The organism is Actinomadura sp. RB99 (genome assembly GCF_014706005.1).
In the GTDB taxonomy this organism is placed as follows: Bacteria; Actinomycetota; Actinomycetes; order Streptosporangiales; family Streptosporangiaceae; genus Spirillospora.
In genome coordinates, this window is record NZ_JABMCA010000024.1 from 73,314 (window position 1) to 92,469 (window position 19,156).

Annotated in this window: 6 protein-coding genes; all 6 read right to left on the bottom strand. The window is 73.0% G+C overall.

Annotation, left to right across the window (positions count from 1 at the left end; all coding sequences use genetic code 11):
- Positions 1–4 precede the first annotated feature (4 nt).
- The 6 genes from amrb99_RS22190 to amrb99_RS22215 all read right to left on the bottom strand — a co-directional run bounded on the left by amrb99_RS22190 (position 5) and on the right by amrb99_RS22215 (position 19,121).
- On the bottom strand, positions 5–3,202 hold the full coding sequence (locus amrb99_RS22190; RefSeq protein WP_190859010.1) for a family 78 glycoside hydrolase catalytic domain: 3,198 nt from the start codon (positions 3,200–3,202) through the stop codon (positions 5–7).
- 95 nt (positions 3,203–3,297) lie between these two features.
- Positions 3,298–6,504: a family 78 glycoside hydrolase catalytic domain gene (locus amrb99_RS22195; RefSeq protein WP_190859018.1), complete on the bottom strand. Its 3,207-nt coding sequence runs from the start codon at positions 6,502–6,504 to the stop codon at positions 3,298–3,300.
- Positions 6,505–6,515: 11 nt separating this feature from the next.
- Positions 6,516–9,245 carry a family 78 glycoside hydrolase catalytic domain gene (locus amrb99_RS22200; RefSeq protein ID WP_206700056.1) on the bottom strand — a complete coding sequence of 910 codons (2,730 nt, stop codon included), beginning with the start codon at positions 9,243–9,245 and terminating at the stop codon, positions 6,516–6,518.
- A 46-nt stretch (positions 9,246–9,291) separates the two neighbouring features.
- Positions 9,292–13,047 (bottom strand): glycosyl hydrolase, encoded by a 3,756-nt coding sequence (locus amrb99_RS22205; RefSeq protein ID WP_190859033.1) that lies wholly within the window; start codon positions 13,045–13,047, stop codon positions 9,292–9,294.
- Complete coding sequence (locus amrb99_RS22210) at positions 13,044–17,036, bottom strand: family 78 glycoside hydrolase catalytic domain (RefSeq protein ID WP_190859035.1); 3,993 nt, start codon at positions 17,034–17,036, stop codon at positions 13,044–13,046. Before amrb99_RS22210 ends, amrb99_RS22205 begins: the two co-directional genes overlap by 4 nt.
- Complete coding sequence (locus amrb99_RS22215) at positions 17,037–19,121, bottom strand: family 43 glycosylhydrolase (RefSeq protein ID WP_190859037.1); 2,085 nt, start codon at positions 19,119–19,121, stop codon at positions 17,037–17,039.
- Positions 19,122–19,156 lie beyond the last annotated feature (35 nt).

Here is a 19,156-nt window from a genome sequence, read left to right on the forward strand (position 1 = left end):
CCGGTCAGGTGCGCGCGATCACGGTGGTGCGGCCGGAGCCGACCGGGCCGATGGCGAGCAGCGGCCCGGTCGCGTCCCGGCCCGTGGTGCGGGGGGCGCGGGCGTGGGGCCCGGTGACGCGGACGTCCCGGGGGTCGGTGCCGCCGAGTTCCACGACGACTCGGGCGGCGGTGTTGGGCGGCACGTCCACGTCGAGGCGGTAGCCGGCCGCGCGGTCGAGCGCGACGGCGACGGGGCCGCGGACCGTCGGCACGGTCCCGGAGATCCGGGTGAGGGCGCCGGGCCGGGGGCGCACCTCGATCTCCGCGGCGCCCGGCGCGGTGATCTCCACGCCGAGCACGCGGCGGGGGATCGCGTTCGCGGGCGCCGAGCCCCAGGCGTGCGAGAACGTCATGTTGCTCTTCAGGGACGGGTCCCACGCCTCGCCGACGATGGTCGCGCCGAGGTCGTCCATGAGGTGCAGCCAGGAGTTCGTGCCGGTGGCGGTCATCAGCCCGATCGCGTCCTCGGCCCGGCCCGTCGCGAACAGCGCGTCCAGCAGGAACTGCGCGCCGTAGACGCTGACCCTCATGCCGCCGTCGGCGAGCGTCTTCCCCAGCGCCCGGACGACGGGGTCGGGCACGGTGCCCTGACCGGCGACGCCGAGCGCGACCGGGAACGCGGTGGCGTGCTGAGCGCTGTGGGTCGTGCCGGCGCCGTCCACGAACCGGCCGTTCGCGGCGTCCAGCAGCGTCGTGCGCATCGCGTTCGCGAGCGTGTCGGCCTTCGCCCGCCACGTCCTGGCGTCGGCCGTCTTGCCGAGGACGGCCGCGATGTCGGCCATCGCGGTGAACGCGGCGTACTGGCAGGCGTTCACCACGGTGTTGACCTCGGTGAACACGTAACCGTCGCGGTTGGAGGCGGGCCAGTCGACCAGGTCGCCGAGGTCCTGGCTCGACGCGCCCGGCTTCTTGTGCACCAGTCCGTCGTCGCCGAGGTAGGACGTCAGGTGCTTGGCCGCGAGGAGGTCGTAGTCGGCGGCGAGCTGGTCGGGGTCGCCGGTGTGCAGGTAGTCCCGCCACGCCGACATGACGTTCATCAGCCGGTACTCGGTCGGCCAGGTGTGGTTGCGGGCCAGGTAGGCGTCGGACGCGCGGGCCAGCGCGAACGACCGCTGCACCGCGTACTCCGACGCCTGGTTGATCAGCGCGTCGCCCTCGTAGGGGCCGCGCTCCCGGGTCGGGGTGTCGATGTACAGGTCGCCGCGGGTGACCTCGATCGAGTACCGGCACATCTCGTAGACCCGGTCGAGGTCGCGGCTGGAACTGGCGAACGAGGCGTCCGAGGCCCGCCAGTCGACGCGCCACGCGCGGCCGGTGGCCGCGTCCGACAGGTCGAGGTCGTCGTCGCAGATCAGCTGCGCGTAGCGGAAGCCGCGGTAGCCCCAGTGCTCGGCGGACTGGAGGCCGTCGCGCAGCGTCCAGACCTCCCGGTAGGTGACGCCGGCGCGCAGCGCGTACCGGACGGTGCCGTCGGCGTTCAGCTCCTCACCGAGCCGGACCTCGACGGTCTGCCCGGCCTTGCCGCGCACCGACAGCCGCAGCCCGCCCGCGATCTCCTTGCCGAGGTCGACGAGCCAGGTGCCGGGCGCGACCTTCCGCACCGACGCGGGCCGGACGTCGTGCAGCCGGACCGGCTCGACCAGCGCCGGCACCAGCCCGTCGATGGCGGGCTTGACCTGCGGGGCGTCCCAGCCGGAGTCGTCGAAGCCGGGGCTCGTCCACCCGGCCGGCTCTTTGCGCAGGTCCCAGTACTCCTGCGGGCCGACGTAGTAGGACGTGCCGATCGTGCCGGCGTCGCGCAGCATCCCGGCCTGGCGGCGCGCCTTCCACGACGCGCCGCTGGCGAAGGTGCCGGTCGTCCCGTCGGCGTAGGTGACGGCGAGCTGCGCGACGAACCGCTTGTCCTCGGTGGTGAACGCGAGGGCGGCGAGCGCGTTGCGGCGGCCGGGCGTCACCAGGCCGGTGACGTCGAACGAGTGGTAGCGCGGCGCGCCCGCCCCGGCCCGCTGGGACGCGAACCCGGCGACCTCGCCGTTGACCCAGATCTTCGCCGGGTACTGCCGGACGGGCGTGGGCGACTGCGCGGCGACGTGCAGGACGGCGGCGGCGATCGGCTTGCGCGCCGGGGTGAACTCGGTGCGCAGCAGCGCCCAGTCGTCGTCGGCCGCGCCCGCCGAGGACAGCGTCGACTGGCCCTTGCCGAGCGTCAGAACGCCGTCGGCGACGGTCCCGGTGCTGAACGTGCCGAGGCCGTCACTGAAGTCCTCGCTGATGAGGGCCTTGCCGTCGGGCGCGGTGAAGGCGACGGCGTCCCACTGGTTCGCCTCGGTCGAGCCGTTGCGCATCCCGACGGTGCCGGTGGCGTACGTGCCGTCGGTCGTGGTGTCGACGGCCGTGCCGTCGATCGAGGTCGTGAACGTCGATCCCTTCATCTCGACGGTGATCTCGTACCAGCGGCCCGTCTCGATCGGGACGCCGAGCGCCTTCTCCTCCAGCACCCGGTACGTCCCGTTCACGCACACGTGCTTCTTCAGCACGCCCGGCGATCCGGCGCGCAGTTGCCACAGGTAGTTCGCGCTCGCCGAGGACGCGCGGAACCACAGGCCCGCCGCCACGGCGGTGATCTGCACCCGCGCCTTCAGTACGCCGTCGCCGGGGGCCGTCGCGGCCGGGACCCAGATCGGCTCGGCCTTCCAGCCGTCCAGGCCGGTCGCGACCAGCGTCGGCGCCGACCAGCGCGACGCCTTCGGCCCGTCGAACGTCCGGACCCGCCACCAGTACGCCGTCCCGGCGGCGAGCGCGGGCCCGCCGTACGGGACGGCGACCGACGCGGCCGACGCGACCCGCCCGCTGTCCCAGTGGTACGGGCCCTTGGCGAGCCGCGACGGGGTCGTGGCGAACTGCACCTGGTAGTGCGTCTGCTTCGTCCCGGGTCCGAGGTCGGCGACCTGCCAGCTCAGCCGCGGCTTCGCCGCCGTGACGCCGAGGCCGTCCGGCAGCAGCGACGTCAGCAGCCCGGACGGCGTGCGCGCCGCGACGCCCTTCCCGGCGGGCGCGGCGGGCGCCGCGGCGGCCGTCCCGGCGTGCCCGAGGACGATGGCGCCGGTCGCCCCGATCGCCGACGCGCCGAGGAACCGCCGCCTGCTCAGCCCATCGCTCATGCGGGTTCCCCGCGAGGGGACGACCCCTCGGTTCGCTTCGCTCATGCGTGCACCCTGTGGGGGGACGACCCCCCACACCCCCCGGTTCGCTTCGCTCATTTCACGGCCCCTTCGAAGGTCCAGTCACCGGAGCCGATCTGGAAGACGGCGCGGTCGTTCTCGATCCCGACCCACTTGGCGTCCTTGGGCGCGTCCGGCCGGGCCGTGCCGCCGAACAGCGGGAACTCGACGCGGGCCGTCGCGTTCGGCGGGACGGTGGCGTCGAGGCGGAGCCGCTTGCCCGTGCGGCGCCAGGACGCAGCGGCGCGGCCGCGCGGCGTCTCGTAGGTCGCGGCGGCGCGGGTGACGTCGCCGACCACGGCCGGGCGGACGAGCAGGGACGCGTAGCCGATCGAGCCGTCGGTCTGCGACAGCCCGGCGAGCCCGGCGTGGAACCACTCGTCGATCGCGCCGAGCATGAAGTGGTTCTGCGAGTTCCCGGACGTGGGCCCGTCCCAGTTCTCGGTCAGCGACGTCGCGCCGTGCACCACCTGGTAGCCGTAGCTGGGGTTGCCGGTCTGGGTGGCGACGGCGTGGATGACGTCGTCGCGCCCGGCGGCCGACAGCACCCGGAACACCGACGGCAGCGCGATCTCGCCGACGGTGAGGTGGTAGCCCTTCGCGGTGATGCTCTGCACGAGGTGGGCGAGCACCTTGTCCTTGGACGCTGCGGGCACGATGCCCATGTCGAGGGCGAGCGCGTCGCACGCCTGGCTGCCGGACCCGTAGGTGTCGCCCGTCGCGTACTTGCCGTTGAACGCGTCGCCGATGTCCCCGGCCAGCTTGGTGTACTTGGCGGCGTCGTCGTCCTTGCCGATGACTTTCGCGATGGACGCCAGCGCCGTGACCGCCCGGTGGTAGCCGAACGTTGCCGTGACGCCGAGCGGGGTGCTGTTGTCGAAGGTGATCCAGTCGCCGAGGCCGTAGTCGAGCAGGTTCCCCTTCGCCTTGGACGACAGGTAGTCCACGTACCGCGCCATGTTCGGGTAGTAGGTGCGGAGCGTGGCCTCGTCCCCGTACGCCCGGTACATCTGCCAGGGCGCGAACACGATGACGTTGCCCCAGTTCGGGTCGTCGCGGAACCCGCCGGAGAACACGGTGTACTCGGGCGCGATGTCCGGGACGAGCCCGTCGGCCGTCTGCGCCTCGGCGATGTCGCGGACGATCTCGCCGTAGTAGGCGGTCACGTCGTAGTTGCGGGCGACGGCCGGGAAGACCAGGTTCGCCTGCTCCAGCCAGCCGAGCTTCTCGCGGTGCGGGCAGTCGGTGAGGACCGAGTACATGTTGCTCTGCACGGCCCGGTCGATGATCCGGTGGATGTCGTTGAGCAGGCCGTGCGAGCTGGTGAACGACCCGGCCGTGTCGTTGGCGGCGCGCAGCGCGATGCCGGTGACGGTCCCGTCGTCCGGCGCGGACGGCAGCCCTTCGAGCTGCACGTACCGGAAGCCGTGGTAGCAGAACCGGGGATGCCAGGTCTCGGTGCCCGTCCCGGACAGGGTGTAGGTGTCCCAGATCGGCGAGCCGGTCGTGCTCTGGCTGACGGTGCCGTCGCCGGACAGCAGCTCGCCGGGGCGCATCGTCACCTTCGTCCCGGCCGGGCCGCTGACCCGCAGCCGCGCCCAGCCGGCGACGTTCGTCCCGAGGTCGACGACGTACACGCCGTCCTTCGGCTGGGTGATCTTCTGGGTGCGGAAGGTGCCGGCGGGTTCGATCGGCGGGGCCATCCGGGCGGTGAGCTTCGCGGTCGGCGCGTCGCGGCGGACGGCGGCCGTCCAGTCCGCCGGGGCGCGGCGGGCGTCGAAGTCCTCGCCGCCGTACCAGCTGCTGAACGTGGTGGCGCCGAGCGCGGTCTTCCAGGACGTGTCCGACGCGACGACCTCGCGCGACCCGTCGGTGTAGGTGATCTCGAGCTGGCCGAGGAACGCGGGCCGGCCGTCCGAGCGGGTGAGCTTCTGGTAGCGGCCCGGCGTGGCCGGGACGTTCGCCATGCCGTTGCCGACCTCGGCCTGGATCGTGTTGCCGCCGCGCCGCAGCAGGCCCGTCACGTCGTAGGTCGAGTAGACGATGCGCTGCTTGTACGCGGTGTAGGGCGGTTCGAGGACGGCGTCGCTCACCGGCCGCCCGTTCACGGTGACGTCGAGGACGCCGAGCGCGGTGGCGTACAGCCGTGCCGACCGCACCCGCTTGCCGAGGTCGAACTCCTTCTTGAACAGCGGGAGCGCCTCCGGCTGGGCGTGCAGCGGCGGCGGGGCCTGCTGGCCCTTGACCGTGGCGGCGGTGTCGAACGCCTTGCCGTCGCTGGAGGTCTGGACGGTGAAGTCCTCGGGGAAGTTGGCGGTCCTGCCGTCGTCGGTCATCACGTCGGTGCGCGGGTAGAGCAGCACCCGGTCGAACCGCCGCTCCTCGCCGAGGTCGATCTGCACCCAGATCGCAGAGGCGAGATCCTGGTCCTGGTACTGCATGCTGGTGTAGCCGAACGGCGCGGCGTCGCTGGTCAGCGAGCCGTCGGTAATCGCCTTCGGTTCCCACTGGCCCGCGACGGTGTAGCTCTCCGACGCGGTCACCGGCGCGTGCAGCGCCGCGTTCGCGCCGGACGCGCCGTCCTGCACCTGGACCTCGGCGAGCTGGAGCCGGGACACCTTGTACGGCCAGCCCTCCTTGATCGGGAGGCCGAGCCGGGTCACGTTCAGCCGGACGTACCGGGCGGTGCGGGCAGTGAACGCGACCGTGGCGGGGGTGGGCTTCGGGTCGGACCACGCCGGGTTCCCGATCCACTGCGCCGTCCAGTCGGACGCGGCGAGCAGGCCGGTCTCGAAGTGCGCGGGCTCGCTCCACGCGGACGCGCGGCCCCGCTCGTCCCACACCCGCACCTGCCACGACACGCGCTGCCGCGAGCCGAGGGCGCGGCCGGCGTAGGCGGTGGCGACCGCGCCGCCCGCGACCTTGCCGGAGTCCCACAGGTCGGGGCGGTGCAGCCGGGCGTCCGCGCTCGCCGCGCGGACCTGGTACGCGGTCTGCGCCGCGTTGCGCGGTCCGGCGGCGAACCGCCAGCTCAGCGTCGGGTTCGCCGCGTCGATCCCCAGCGGGGACCGCAGGTGCGCGGCCTGGAGCCCGGTGGGCGTCAGCGTCCGCGCGCGGGCGGGGTCGCCGGGCGCGGCCGGCGCGGCGCTCGCCGCCGAGGGCAGCACGCCGGTGGCGGTCACGGCGGCGGCCGCGACGCCGCCGGCCTGCACGAATCGTCTCCTGGAAAGCTCGCTCGTCATCGTGGTGCTCCTCAGGCGTGCGTCGACTGGAAGGTGAGGCGGCCGGACCCGGCCTGGAAGACCGCGTAGCCGCCCTGCATGCCGGTGAAGCGGGCGCCGCCCGGCCCGGACACGCGGACGTCGCTCGCCGACCGCGCCGGGACGCGGATCTCGGCCGTGACGTTGACCGGGACGTCCACCGAGAGCGAGACGCCGTTCCCCTGCCGCTTCCACTGGACGCCGACGTCGCCGCGCTGGAGCGGGATCGTGCCCGTCGCCCCGCTGATGCCGGACAGCGGCGGCTGGATCCGCACCGACGCGGACGCCGGGGCGGTCACGGTGACGCCGAGGAGGGACCGCTGCACGTCGACGAGGGACGTCGAGCCCCACGGGTGCGAGAAGCTCTGCCCGGTCTCGGGCGCGTCCCACGACTCCCAGGTGAAGGTGCCGCCGCGCGCGAGGATGTTGCCCCAGCCGGGTCCCTCGGTGTCGGTGAGGCGGGTGACGATGTCGCCGGGGCGGCCCGCGTCGTCGAGCGCCTGGAGCAGCCGGTGCGCGGTCATCGGCCCCATCTGCATGCCGAGCCCGGCGATGTAGGAGCCGATCGCCTCGCGGGACCCGGCCGGCGCGATCCCGTACGCGACCGCGTACGCGTTGGCGATCTGCGAGGCGTGCGTGCTCTGCGTGCCGTCGCTCTTCAGTCCGTCGATGTAGATGCCGTCGGCGCGGCGGAGCTTGGTGTTGATGGCGCCGGTGAGGGTCCCGGCCTCCTTGCGCAGCGTGGCGGCCTCGTCGGTCTTGCCGAGCGCGTCGGCGGCCCGGGCGGTGGCGTTCAGGACGTCGACGCCGAGGACGTTGATGACCGTGCGGGCGGCGGTGTCCATGTCGTGGCCGTAGCGCATGGTCGCGGGCCAGTCGATGATGCCGTACTTGTACTGGCCGGACCCGCCTTCGAGGTCGGTGACCAGCCCGGTGCCCGAGTCGATGTAGCGGCGGACGTATCCGGCGACCGCGTTCATCACCGGGTACGCCTGCGCGAGGGTGGCGGCGTCGCCGGACTGCTCGAAGTAGTCCCACACCCAGCCGGGGAACATCTCGGTGTAGTCCGGGATGTCGCGCTTGCCGTCGCCGTTCGGGTAGACGGAGTTGAGCCGGCCGTCCGGCCAGTAGCGGGCCTGGGAGGCGATGAACTCCTGGATCGCCTGCCGGGTGAGCCGCCGCTCCCCGAACGCGCCCATCGCGGCGGTCGAGGTGTCGACGGCGTCGCCGAGGAACTGGCCCTTCTCCCGGGTCGGGGTGTCGAGGAACTGCGACTGCGACCCGTACAGCGCCGACCGCGCCATCATGGCGTAGGCGTCGTTCACCCCCTTGTCGGACGTGCGGACCGTCGCGGTGCGGTCGACGGAGTTGTGCTGGACGACGGCGGAGATGTCCTCGGGGTCGATGCCCGCGCCGGGACCGACCTCGAAGTAGCGGAACCCCTCATAGGTGAACGCCCGGAACGTCTGGTCGCCGTCGCGCTGCGTGTAGCCGTAGGTGAGGTCGGTGTCCTGGTTGTCGTCCTTGGAGCGCGACACCGTGCCGTCGTCGGCGAGCAGGTATCCGGCGTGCATGTCGACGTGCCGGCCGGCGGTCCCGTTCCGGAACCGGACGACCGGCACCGCCGGGATCACCTTCCCGAAGTCGGCGACGAGCGCGCCCGACGCCAGCTTCGTCACCTTCACCGGGTGGACGGTCTCGTACGCCAGGGACGTCTCCTGCCCGTGGACGTGCTTGAACGTCGAAGTCGGGTGCGCGCCGACGACCTGCGGCGCCGCCCAGGACGAGGCGTCGAAGCCGGGCCGGTCCCAGCCGAGCGGCTCGGCGGTGCCGTCGACGTCCTCGACCCAGTCGGCGCCGTCCCCGTTGCGGCGCGGTGCCGTCTTCCACGGGCCGCGCGCCACCTTCCAGGTGCCGTCGCTGACGACGACCTGCCGGGTGCCGTCGGCGTGGTCGATGACGAGCCGGACCAGCAGCCCCGGCTCGCCCTTCGGCCGCCCCTGCCCGGACCCGTACCAGTGGTAGACCGCCCCGAGCGTCGCGTCCCCGCCCGCCTTCAGCCGCGAGGTGACGTCGACGGTCTTGTAGAACAGGTCGTCGGCGTACTCGAACGCCGGTCCCCGGTCGACCGTCTCGCCGTTGAGGCGCAGGTCGTACTGCTGGTCGGCGGAGATGTGGACGCGGGCCCGCACCACCGGCGACGCCCCGACGGTGAAGTCCTTGCGGGCCAGCGTGTAGTCGTCGGACTCGGCGGTGGTCCGGCGGATCCAGGACGCCCCCCACTGGCCGTCGCTCAGCCCGGTGTCGAACGACGCCGCCCGCGACCACGGGGACGCCTTGCCGGTGCGGTCCCAGGTGCGGACCTTCCAGGTGTAGGTCGCCTCGGACGCCAGCGCCGGCCCCGCGTACGGCACGTACTCCTGGCTCGCCGACGTCACCCGTCCGCTGTCCCACACGGTCTTGCCGGACGCGTCGCGCACGGCGATCTCGTAGGCGGACTGGACCTCGCCGGGGTCGACGTCGCGGGGCCGCCACCCGAACCGCGGCGCGCCCTCCACGCTGAGCGGCCGGGCCTGGTCGCCGACGGTGAGGCTTGCTGGTGCCTGCGGGGCGTGCCCTGCCTTCACCGCGCCCTGGGCAGTTCCGGGCAGCGCCACGACGGCGGCGGCCGTCATGGTCGCGGCGGCCGCGAGGACGGTGCGGGACCCGGTGGAACGATTCACGATACGGCGGATCATGAGGAAGAACCTCCAGTGGGGGGATGCGGCCCTACGGCCGTACGGAGAAGCCGCTCAGCTGCACGTTGGCGTTGGTGGAGTCCCAGCTCCGGCTGACCTCGATGCGCACGTACCGGGCGCTGACCTTGTCGAACGTCGTCGTCCCGCCCTCCTTGGGCGTGTCGGCCGCGGTGGCGACGGTGCGCCACGTCCGGCCGTCATCGGAGACCTGGACGGCGTAGTCGCGCGGCCCGTAGTTGGAGCGGCCGCCCACGACGACCGAGCCGAACCGGACGGGGGCGCCGAAGTCGAGCCCGTACCGCACCGGGTCCTCCGCGGTCGGTCCCTGGCCCGCGGCGCGGCCCCACGAGACCCAGAACGTGCTCGCCGAGCCGTCCACGGCGAGCTTCGCCGGGTAGCGGTCCTGGCCCGCGTCCGCGATGACGCGCGGGAACGGCGCGCCGCCCGGGTTGAGCGCCAGGTCGCCGGAGTGCCGCAGCGTCACCGCGGTCTCGGCGGACGGCCCGGCGTCGCTGCGCGCGGTCACCTTCAGCGTGCTCGTGCCGGACGAGACGCCCTGGTCGCGCACGTCGACGGGCACCGTCACCGATCCGCCGGCGGGGACCGTCACCTTGCCCTGCCGCGGCGTCGCGGTGATCCCGTCGGCGGCCGACGCCGCGACGGTCACGTTCGCCGCACGGCCGGAGGCGTTGGTGACCCGCACGGTCGCGCGGTTGTAGCCGCCGTCCGCCAGCGGCAGCTCGGGTTCGAGGGCCTCGGCGGTCAGCACCGGCCGGTCGCCGCCGGTCGCGGTGAGGGTGAGGGGGCCGAACAGCCCGTAGTCCATCGGCGCCCGCGAGGACGCGCCGGTGCCGGGCGCGACGCGGACCGCGTTGAGCAGCGTCGAGGCGACCCGGACGGTGATCGTGTTGTCGCCGGGCCGCAGGTACCGGCCGACCTGGACGTGCCGCAGGTCCGCCTGGTCGAGCGGCGGCAGGTCGTGGCCGTTGACGTTCACCTTGACGGTGTCCACCGGCGTGCCGAGGTCGATCTCGGCGGCGTCGATGCCCTTCCAGCCGTCGTCGAGGGTGACGTGCGCGGTGTAGGTGCCGACGCCCGACACGTCCTTGAGGTCGACCGGGTAGCCGCCGGCCGTGGTGATCGCCGACCAGGCGGGCAGCGCGCCGTTCTCCCCCGCCTTCAGCGTGACGGGGCCGAGCGTCTTGTGCGCGGTGTCGCCGGGCTTGCCGGACGGCCCGGGGCCCCACGAGTCGACCGACAGGGACCACTCGTTCAGCTTCACCGGCTGTGGGACGGCCGCCGTCCGCTGCCCGCCGGGCCGGTCCGGCTTGCCCTGGCCGGGGAACGTGGCGTCGTGCCGCGGCGTGACCGCGATGACCGTGGCGTCGTTCGCCGCGAGCCGGACGGGAACGGTGACCGTGCCGTGCCCCGACGTGTAGTCCGTGATCGGGGTGATCTTCCCGGTCCAGGTGTCCAGCTTGTACGGGGCGCCGTCGCCGGTCAGGGTGACCGTCTGCGCGGTCGTGGTGTTCGTCTGGTTGTACAGGTAGTAGTAATCCGTGGAGCCCGCCTCGCGGCGGACGTCGAGGATCGCGCCGGAGCCGTCGTGCGGGGTCGCGGCCGGCGTGACGCGCAGGCGGCGCAGCGCGTCGGGCGCGTCCGCCTCGCTCGCCGCCCGGACCACGGTCCGCTGCTTGAGCAGCTCGGAGACCACCGAGGTGAGCTTCGCGTCCTGGCCGCCCGCGTCGCCGTCGCCGGGCACCGTGCTCGGCGCGTCCCCGACGATCACGACGGGGAGGCCCTGCCGCGCCAGGCTCAGCAGCTTCTCGGCGGCGGCCAGCGGCATCGTCTTCTGGTCCTTCAGCAGCACCGCGTGGTAGGCGGAGCCGTCGCGGAACAGGGCGCCGCCGGAGTAGGAGGCGTCCTTGCGCTGGAGCTGCGCCGGGCTGAGGTACTCGTAGGTGTATCCGGCCGACGCCAGCTCCGAGGAGTCCTGGATCAGCTTGTTCGACCCGGAGCCGGTGGTGCCGGTCCCGTTCATGCCGAAGTCCTGCCAGTACACGGCGAGGTCGAAGCGGGGCTTGCCCTGCCGCAGCACGAGCTGCATCCGCGCGAGGTTGTCGTTGACCGCGCGGTAGTCGGCCCAGTTCGGGCCGCCCTTGTCGCCCCACGCCTCCGAGTAGGAGGTGTTGCCGCCGTAGGTCATGCCGGGCCAGACCGACTGGGGTCCGGCGCCCGCGGGTCCCCGGCTCAGGTACGGGAAGCCGTGCCAGACGACCTGGTTCACGCCGCCGGCGAAGCCGCGGTAGACGGCCTGGAGGTTGGAGGCGTCCGATCCGGCGCCCGCCGTCGAGCCCCACACCGTGCCGGAGAACGCGCAGCACTCGTCGGACACCACCGGCTGCCCGGACAGGTGGGCGCCCGTGGCGACCACGCGGTAGTCCTGCACGTTGCTGTAGGCGCCGACCGACTGCCCGAACGCCAGCGACTCGCCCTCGGGCACGTCGATGTGCGAGGCGGCCTCCGAGACGTCCACCGGGATGCCGTACGGCTGGATGCGGGTCTTGATGTGGTGCTTGTGCGCCCATTCGCGCAGCACGTCGAGCCGGTTGCGGATGTACAGGTCGCTGAGCGTCTGCCGGTAGTCGGTGCGGACGCGGGCGCCGACGCCGCCGCCGAAGTCGAAGAACGGCCGGTCGGTGATGCCCTGGTCGCCGACGCCCGCGAGCGCGGGCAGCACGTCGACGGGCGAGTAGCCGCGCAGCTTCGTCCACTGGTCGACCAGCTGCGACGTCCACTTCTGCGTGGTGCCGAGTTCGAGCGAGTCCTCGAACAGGTCGGTCTCGCCGATCCGGGCGAGGAGCTTGCGCACGTCGGAGGTGAGGATGTTCTTGTCGTAGAAGTCGGTGGTGGCCTTCGCGCCGGCCTCGCTGAACGGGTCGAGCGCGTAGTTGGTGCCGGTCGCGGTGTAGCCGGACAGGGACTGCCCGCTGGGCGTCTGGTAGAAGGCGATCAGCGCGTAGGTGCTCTTGTCGTCGCCGGGGAAGTCGACCGCGACGTTGCCCTGCTCGTCCACCTTCGACGTCACGTCGGTGACGCTGGAGCGATCCAGCATCCGCGGCGCGCTGGACGAGGCGCTGCAGCCCGCGTCGGAGCACTTCGCGACGAGCGCGGCGACGAGCGTCTTCTTCGCGCCGGCGGGCGGCGCGACGTTGAAGTTCGTCGGCAGCCCGCCGGAGCGGCTCGTGCCGCCCTTGTGGAACTCGTAGGAGAAGACGATCTGCTGCTGGGCGCTGGGGTCGTTGACGTCGGCGACCGTGGGGACGGTCGCGGGCCAGCGCGGGCCGATGGTGAGGTCCAGGCCGAGGCCCTTGTCCCTGGCCGCGGCCAGCATCGTCCGGGTCTTCTCCGCCCAGAGCGGCGTGCCCCAGCCGTAGGTCTTCAGGAAATCGGGGGTGTTGCCGCCGGTGCCCTCGACGTTGAAGGGGGCGACCTCGGCGCCGCCGCCGCCCGCCTTCTTGATCTGGTCGAGCTCGGCGGCCAGCTCCTTGTCGTCGGTGTAGGCGAGCGGCTGCCACCAGCGGTACTTGGGCCGCACGGAGGCCGGCGGGTCGGCGAAGGTGCCGCGGGTCAGGGCGGGCACCGTCGGCCCGAACGACTCGGCGCCCTCCGCCGCCCCGACGACCGCGAGCCCGGACACGGCGAGCAGCGCCGCCACCGGCACGGCGGCGAGCCGCGCCGAGGTCCGGCGGGCTCCGGCCGCCGGACGGACTTTGGAGCGGGTCATGAGGAGTAGCCCTCCAGTTCGATGACGCGGCTGTAGTTGTGGTCGTTGGAGTCGTGCACGAGCAGCCGCAGGGCGGACGCCTGCACGGGGGCGAAGGTCCGCTCGACCCTCCCGGCGGTGTTGCCGGTGACGGTCGCGACCGTCGTCCACTGGCCGCCGACCTGCGCCTGGACGTCGAAGTCGCGGAGGCCGGACTTGGCGGCGGAGTTGCTCGGGCTGTCGAGCGTGTAGACCTCGACCCGGCCGATCCTCTGCGGGTCCTTCCAGGTCGCGGTGAGGGTGTCGGGGAAGGACTTGGAGGTGTCGTCGTTCCAGCCGCCGACGCCGTTCAGCCAGACGCCGGAGTCGGTGCCGCCGTCGTTGGCCCAGGCGGGCGACGACCCGCTGTGCGTGCTGGACGCCGACATGGTCGCGGAGCGGACGAGGTTCCCGGTGACGAGGACCGGCGCGGTCACGGACTCGTCGTCGGCCGTGACGGTGACGGTGCCCTTCGTGCCGTCCGCGTCCGGGCCATTCACCTCGACGGGGATCTCGGCCGAGCCGCCCGCCGGGATCGTGACCCGCGCGGGGGCGGACGCGGTGAACCCGGCCGACGCGGCCGCCTTCACCGGGACGGTGACGGCGCGGCGCTCCAGGTTCGTCACGCGGAACCGGGCGTCGGCGGCCGTGCCGGGGATCACCGGGACGTTCACGCCGAACGGCGGCTCGGCGGCGAGCTGCGTCCGGTCCTGCCGCACCGCGGTGGGCGTGCGGACGGCGAACGTCCACGAACCCGACCCGACCTCGTAGACGGCGTGCCCGTTCTGGACGCCGAGCGAGCGCGCGCCCGCCGGGGCCTGCGCGGCGGACGCGCCGAGCAGCGGCACCTCGACGCGCGCGGGCGCGCCCGGCGGGACCGTCACGTCGAGCCGCAGGTCGTGCCCGGACCGGCGCCAGGCGCTGGACACCGTGCCGCGCGGGGTGTCGTACGACGACGAGGCGCGGGTGAGGTCGCCGACCACGGCGGGCCGGATCACCAGGTCGCCGTAGCCGACCGAGCCGTCGGCCTGCCGGATGCCGGCGAGCCCGGCGCCGAACCACTCGTCGATCGCGCCGAGCATGAAGTGGTTCTGCGAGCCGTAGCCGGTCGGGCCGTCCCAGTACTCGGTGAGCGCGGTCGCGCCGTGCACCACCTGGTAGCCGTAGCTCGGGTTCGTGACCTGCTGCGCGACGGCGAGGATGACGTCGTCGCGGCCGGCCGCCGACAGCGTCCGGAACACCGACGGCAGCGCGATCTCCCCGACCGTCAGGTGGTAGCCGTTCGCCTTGATGGTCGAGACGAGGTGGTCGAGGACGGCCTGCTTCTGGTCGGCGGGCACGATGCCGAGGTCGAGCGCGAACGCGTCGCCGGCCTGGCTGCCCGACCCGTAGGTGTGCTTGCCGGTGTCGAGGTACTTGGCGTTGAACGCGTCGGCGATGTCGCCGGCGAGCCTGGTGTACTTCTCCGCGTCGTCGTCCTTGCCGAGCAGCTTGGCGATCTTCGCGAGCGCGGTGGCGCTGCGCTGGTAGCCGTAGGTGGCGGCGACGCCGGTCGGGGTGGTCTTGTCGACGGCGGCCCAGTCGCCGAGGCCGTAGTCGAGGAGGTTCCCCTTCGCCTTGGACGTGAGGTAGTCCAGGTAGCGCTGCATGTTCGGGTAGAAGTCGCGCAGCGGCTTGGCGTCGCCGTAGGTGACGTAGTGCTGCCAGGCGGCGAGGATGATCGCGCTGCCCCAGTTCGGGTCGTCCCAGACGCCGCCGGAGAACGTCACGTACGCGGGCGCGATGTCGGGGACGAGCCCGTCGGCGGTCTGCGCCTCCGCCATGTTGCGCAGCAGCGCCGGGTAGTAGGCGGCGACGTCGTACCCGCGGGTGATCGTGCCCTGGACGAGCTGGGTCTCCTCCAGCCAGCCGAGCTTCTCCCGGTCCGGGCAGTCGGTGAGGATCGACATCATGTTGCCCTGCACGGCCCGGTCGATGATCGTGTGGATGCCGTTGAGCAGCAGGTCGGAGCTGTCGAACGAGCCGGCGGAGGCGTTCCCGGCGCGCAGGATCGTCGCCGAGACCGTGTCCGCGGTCGGCGCCGCGTCCAGACCGCTGATCTGGATGTAGCGGAAGCCGTGGTAGACGAACCGGGGGTGCCAGGTCGCGGTTCCGGTGCCCGCAAGGGTGTAGGTGTCCATGATGGGCGGGTTCTGCGCGCCGCCCGCGATCATGGTGCCCTGCTCGACGAGGCCGTCCGCACCGAGCCGCTCTCCCGGCTTGATCGTCAGCTTCGTGCCACGCTCGCCGCGCACGCGCAGCTCGGGCCAACCGACAATGTTCTCGCCGAGGTCGAAGACGTAGGTGTCCTTCTCCGGATGCGTGACCTTCACCGTCTTGCGGGTGCCGACGGGGACGATCGCCGGGGACATCCGCGCGGTGAGCGCGATGCCCGGGTCGGGCGCCTCGGTGGCCGGCTTCCATGACGACAGGTCCGCGGACGGCCCGTCCCAGCCCTGCTGCGCGAGCCGGGCGTCCTCGTCCTCGCCCCCGTACCACTGGCTGGACGTGGTCGGCCCGAGATCGGTGCGCCAGGACCCGTCGGTCGCGACGCGGGCGGTCGTGCCGTCCTCGAGCGTGACCTCCAGCTGCGCGAGCAGTTTGGGCGCCCCCTGCGCGCCGACGTACTTGGTGTAGCGGTCGTTGGTGGCGGCGACGTTGTAGGTGCCGTTGCCGAGCCGCACGCCGATCGCGTTGCCGCCGCGCCGCAGCAGCTTCGTCACGTCGTAGGCCGCGTACTCGACCCGCTTCTTGTAGTCGGTGTTCGGCGGTTCGAGGACGGCGTCGCTGACCGGCCGCCCGTTGATCGTCGCGTCGTAGATGCCGAGCGCGGTGATGTACAGCCGCGCCGACCGGACGGTGTTCTTCAGCGAGAACTGCCGCGCGAGCAGCGGCAGCGCGGGCATGGACGTCTGGTAGGCGGGCGGCGGGACCTGGTCGGTGACCGTCTTCACCACGGTGAACGGGCCGTCCGCCGCGTCGGAGGTCTGCACGGTGTAGTCGACCGGGAAGTTCGGCGTCTTCCCGTCGCTCGTCATCACGTCGGTGCGCGGGTAGAGCCTCACCGACGCGACGTCCTTGGCGGCACCGAGGTCGAGCTGCAGCCAGATGTGGTGGCCCGGGTCCTGCGACTTGTAGGCGTTGCTGGTGTAGCCGAACGGCGCCTTCTGCGTGGTGAGCGACCCGTCGGTGAGGAACTCCGGCATCCACTTGCCCGGGTACTCGCGGACCTCGGACGCGGTGACCGCCGCGCCCTTCGCCACGTTCGCGCCGGACGGGTCGAGCGCCTCGATCTCGGCGAGCTGCAGCCGGGACAGCAGCGACCCGCTCTCGCTGATCGGCAGGCCCAGCTTGGACACGTCGACCCGCAGGTAGCGGGCCTTCGTCCCGGCGGGCAGGCCGACCGTGACGGGGCTCGGCGCCCAGTTCAGCCACCGGTCGTCGGTGATCCATTTCCCGGACCAGTCGTCCTTGCCGAGCAGGCCCATCTCGAACCGGGCCGGGGGGCTCCAGGCGGACGCCCGCCCGGAGCCGTCCCAGACCCGGACCCGCCACCACACCTGGCGGCGGGAGGTGAGCGCCGTGCCCCGGTAGACGGCGTTCGGGGTGCCGGACGCCACCTTCCCGGAGTCCCACAGGTCGGCGCGGCCGAGCCCGTTCCGGGAGGTGGCCGCCTCGACCTGGTAGGCGGCCTGCGCGGCACCGCGGCCGGGCGCGGTGAGCCGCCAGCTCAGCGCCGGCGCCGTGTCGTCGATGCCGAGCGGGGCGTCGAGCGCGTCGGTGCGCAGCCCGAAGGCCCGCAGGCCGGACGCGTCGGCGCGCGCCGGGACCGCGAAGGCGGCCCCGATCAGCAGCGGGAGGAACGCCGCCGGAAGAGCGGCGCGGGTCAGTGCTGTGCGGGTGGGGGTCGTGCGGGTGGGGGTGGTGCGCATTCAGGCTCCCCGGACGGTGGTGAGGAACTTCAGGTCACGGGCGGGCTCGGCGGTGAAGGTCGCGCCGCCGTCACGGCTGACGGCGGACGCGCCGCCCTGGTACGGGTCGTGGTCGTTGTAGGCGACGCCGTAGCAGCCCGTGGTCGCGGTGGAGGAGATCCGGACGGTGTAGTGCGCGCCGCGCCGGACCGGGATGCCCGGGTGGACGGTCACGTTCCGCGCGGACCAGCCGATCTCCGCCGCCGGGACGGAGCCGGACCAGAGCGTCCGGGTCCCGTCGGTGACCTCGATGTCCAGCGGCTCGGACGGCGGGGTGCGCTCGACGCGCCCCTGCTCGGTGCCGTCCTTGAACGCGGTGACGGCGAGGGAGGCGAGGCGGCCGCCGCGCCCGGCGGTGAACGACTGCTCGCGCCGGACGCCCCCGGCGACGTCGCAGCCGGTGCGGAAGCCGGCGGTGCCGCTGCTCTGGTCGAGGCCGGGGACCGCCGCCTGCCGTCCCGGGTGCCCGGGGTCGAGGCGGACGGTCGCGTTGCCGCACTGGACCGGGGTGATCGATCCGTCGGCGCCGAACGCGAGCGGCTGCCAGTGGTAGTTGGCGAGGGCCTCGTTGGTGTGGCCGTTCCACAGGTCGCTGAAGTACATGTAGATCGGCGGCGCGCCGTGCCGCTGGCGGAGCGTGGCGACCTGGGCGGGCTGCCCGCCGCAGGAGTTCGCGGTGATGCTCGTCCCCGCGGTCGGGACGACCCACTTGGACAGGTCGCCGGAGAAGTCGTCCGCGAGCAGGTCCTGACCGGACGCCGAGGTCACCCGGACGTTGTCGAACTTCGCCGACTCCAGGTCCGCGCCGTTCCACTCGCGGAACCCGACCTTGCCGACGGGATACGTCGCGTCGGTGTAGGTGTCGACCTGCGTCCCGTCGACGGACGTGGTCAGCGTGGAGCCGGACGCGGTGACCGACACGTGGTGCCACTCCCCCGCCGCGATCGGCTTGTCGAGCTGCACGACGTGGCTGGCGGTGGTGGACCCGGCGCGCCGCAGCACGCTCAGCTTCCCGTTGCCCGTGCCGGAACCGGTGAGCAGGAACAGGTAGCCGTGGTCGTCCTGGTTCATCCGGACGGAGAACCCGGCCTGCGCCAGCTTGCCCGACGCCGTCGGCAGCGGCGCGACGTCGAAGGAGAAGGTGTAGTCGGACCAGTCCTCGCCCTGCTGCGACAGGCCGTACAGGCCGCCGTGGACGGTGAGCGCGCCGTCGGCGGCCGTCCAGGCGTCGCGGCCCTTCCACGGGCCGAGCGGGCTCGTCGCGGTGAGGTAGGACGTGCCGGTGCCGGTGCAGTACCCGCAGTTCGGGTCCGACATCGTCAGGTAGTACACGCCGTTCCGCTTGAAGATCGACGGCGCCTCGACGCGGGTCACGCCCGTGACGTCGTAAGGGCCGGCGGCGCGCAGGTAGTCGGGGGTCAGCTGGATGACGGCGATGTGCCATCCGGCGTTGCTGCACGCCAGGTAGCCGGTGCCGTCGTCGTCGACGAACACGTCCAGGTCGGCGGTGCAGTGCGTCCCGGCGGGCAGGTCGGGGACCGGCTGCTCGGTGAACGGACCGGTCGGCCGGTCAGCGGTGTAGACGCGGAACTTGTCCGCGGCCTCCTGGTCGTTCACCCACATGACGTACTTGCGGGTCGCCTTGTCGTAGACGGTGTGCGGCCGGAAGCAGAACTTGCAGGAGCGGGCGTCCACGACGTGGCCGCGGTCGGTCCAGTGGACGAGGTCGGGCGAGGAGTACACCTTGAAGCCGCAGAACGTGCTGTTGACCGTCCACTGGTAGCCGCAGTCGTAGCTCGTCCCGTACAGGTAGTAGGTGTCGCCGAACCGCTGGATCGCGCCGTCGTGGGCGTCGACCGCGTTCCCGCCGGTGTCGAACCGGACGGTCTGCTCGCCGTCCGGCCCGTAGTTGGTGATCGGGCTGACCGTCGACGCCAGCGCGGGCGGCGCGGCGGGTGCGGCCAAGACGCCGAGCAGCAGCGCCAGGGCCGCGGCGAGGGCGAGGCCGCGGCCTCGCCAGGGCCGGCGTGGGGGGATGGTGCGCATGGACGGGGCGTCCTCTCGGAGCTGCGCTGTGGGGT

Excerpts from the sequence above, each read along its gene's own strand:
- amrb99_RS22190 (WP_190859010.1), bottom strand. The coding sequence starts at position 3,202 with ATGAGCGATGGGCTGAGCAGGCGGCGGTTCCTCGGCGCGTCGGCGATC.
- amrb99_RS22195 (WP_190859018.1), bottom strand. The coding sequence starts at position 6,504 with ATGACGAGCGAGCTTTCCAGGAGACGATTCGTGCAGGCCGGCGGCGTC.
- amrb99_RS22205 (WP_190859033.1), bottom strand. The coding sequence starts at position 13,047 with ATGACCCGCTCCAAAGTCCGTCCGGCGGCCGGAGCCCGCCGGACCTCG.
- amrb99_RS22210 (WP_190859035.1), bottom strand. The coding sequence starts at position 17,036 with ATGCGCACCACCCCCACCCGCACGACCCCCACCCGCACAGCACTGACC.
- amrb99_RS22215 (WP_190859037.1), bottom strand. The coding sequence starts at position 19,121 with ATGCGCACCATCCCCCCACGCCGGCCCTGGCGAGGCCGCGGCCTCGCC.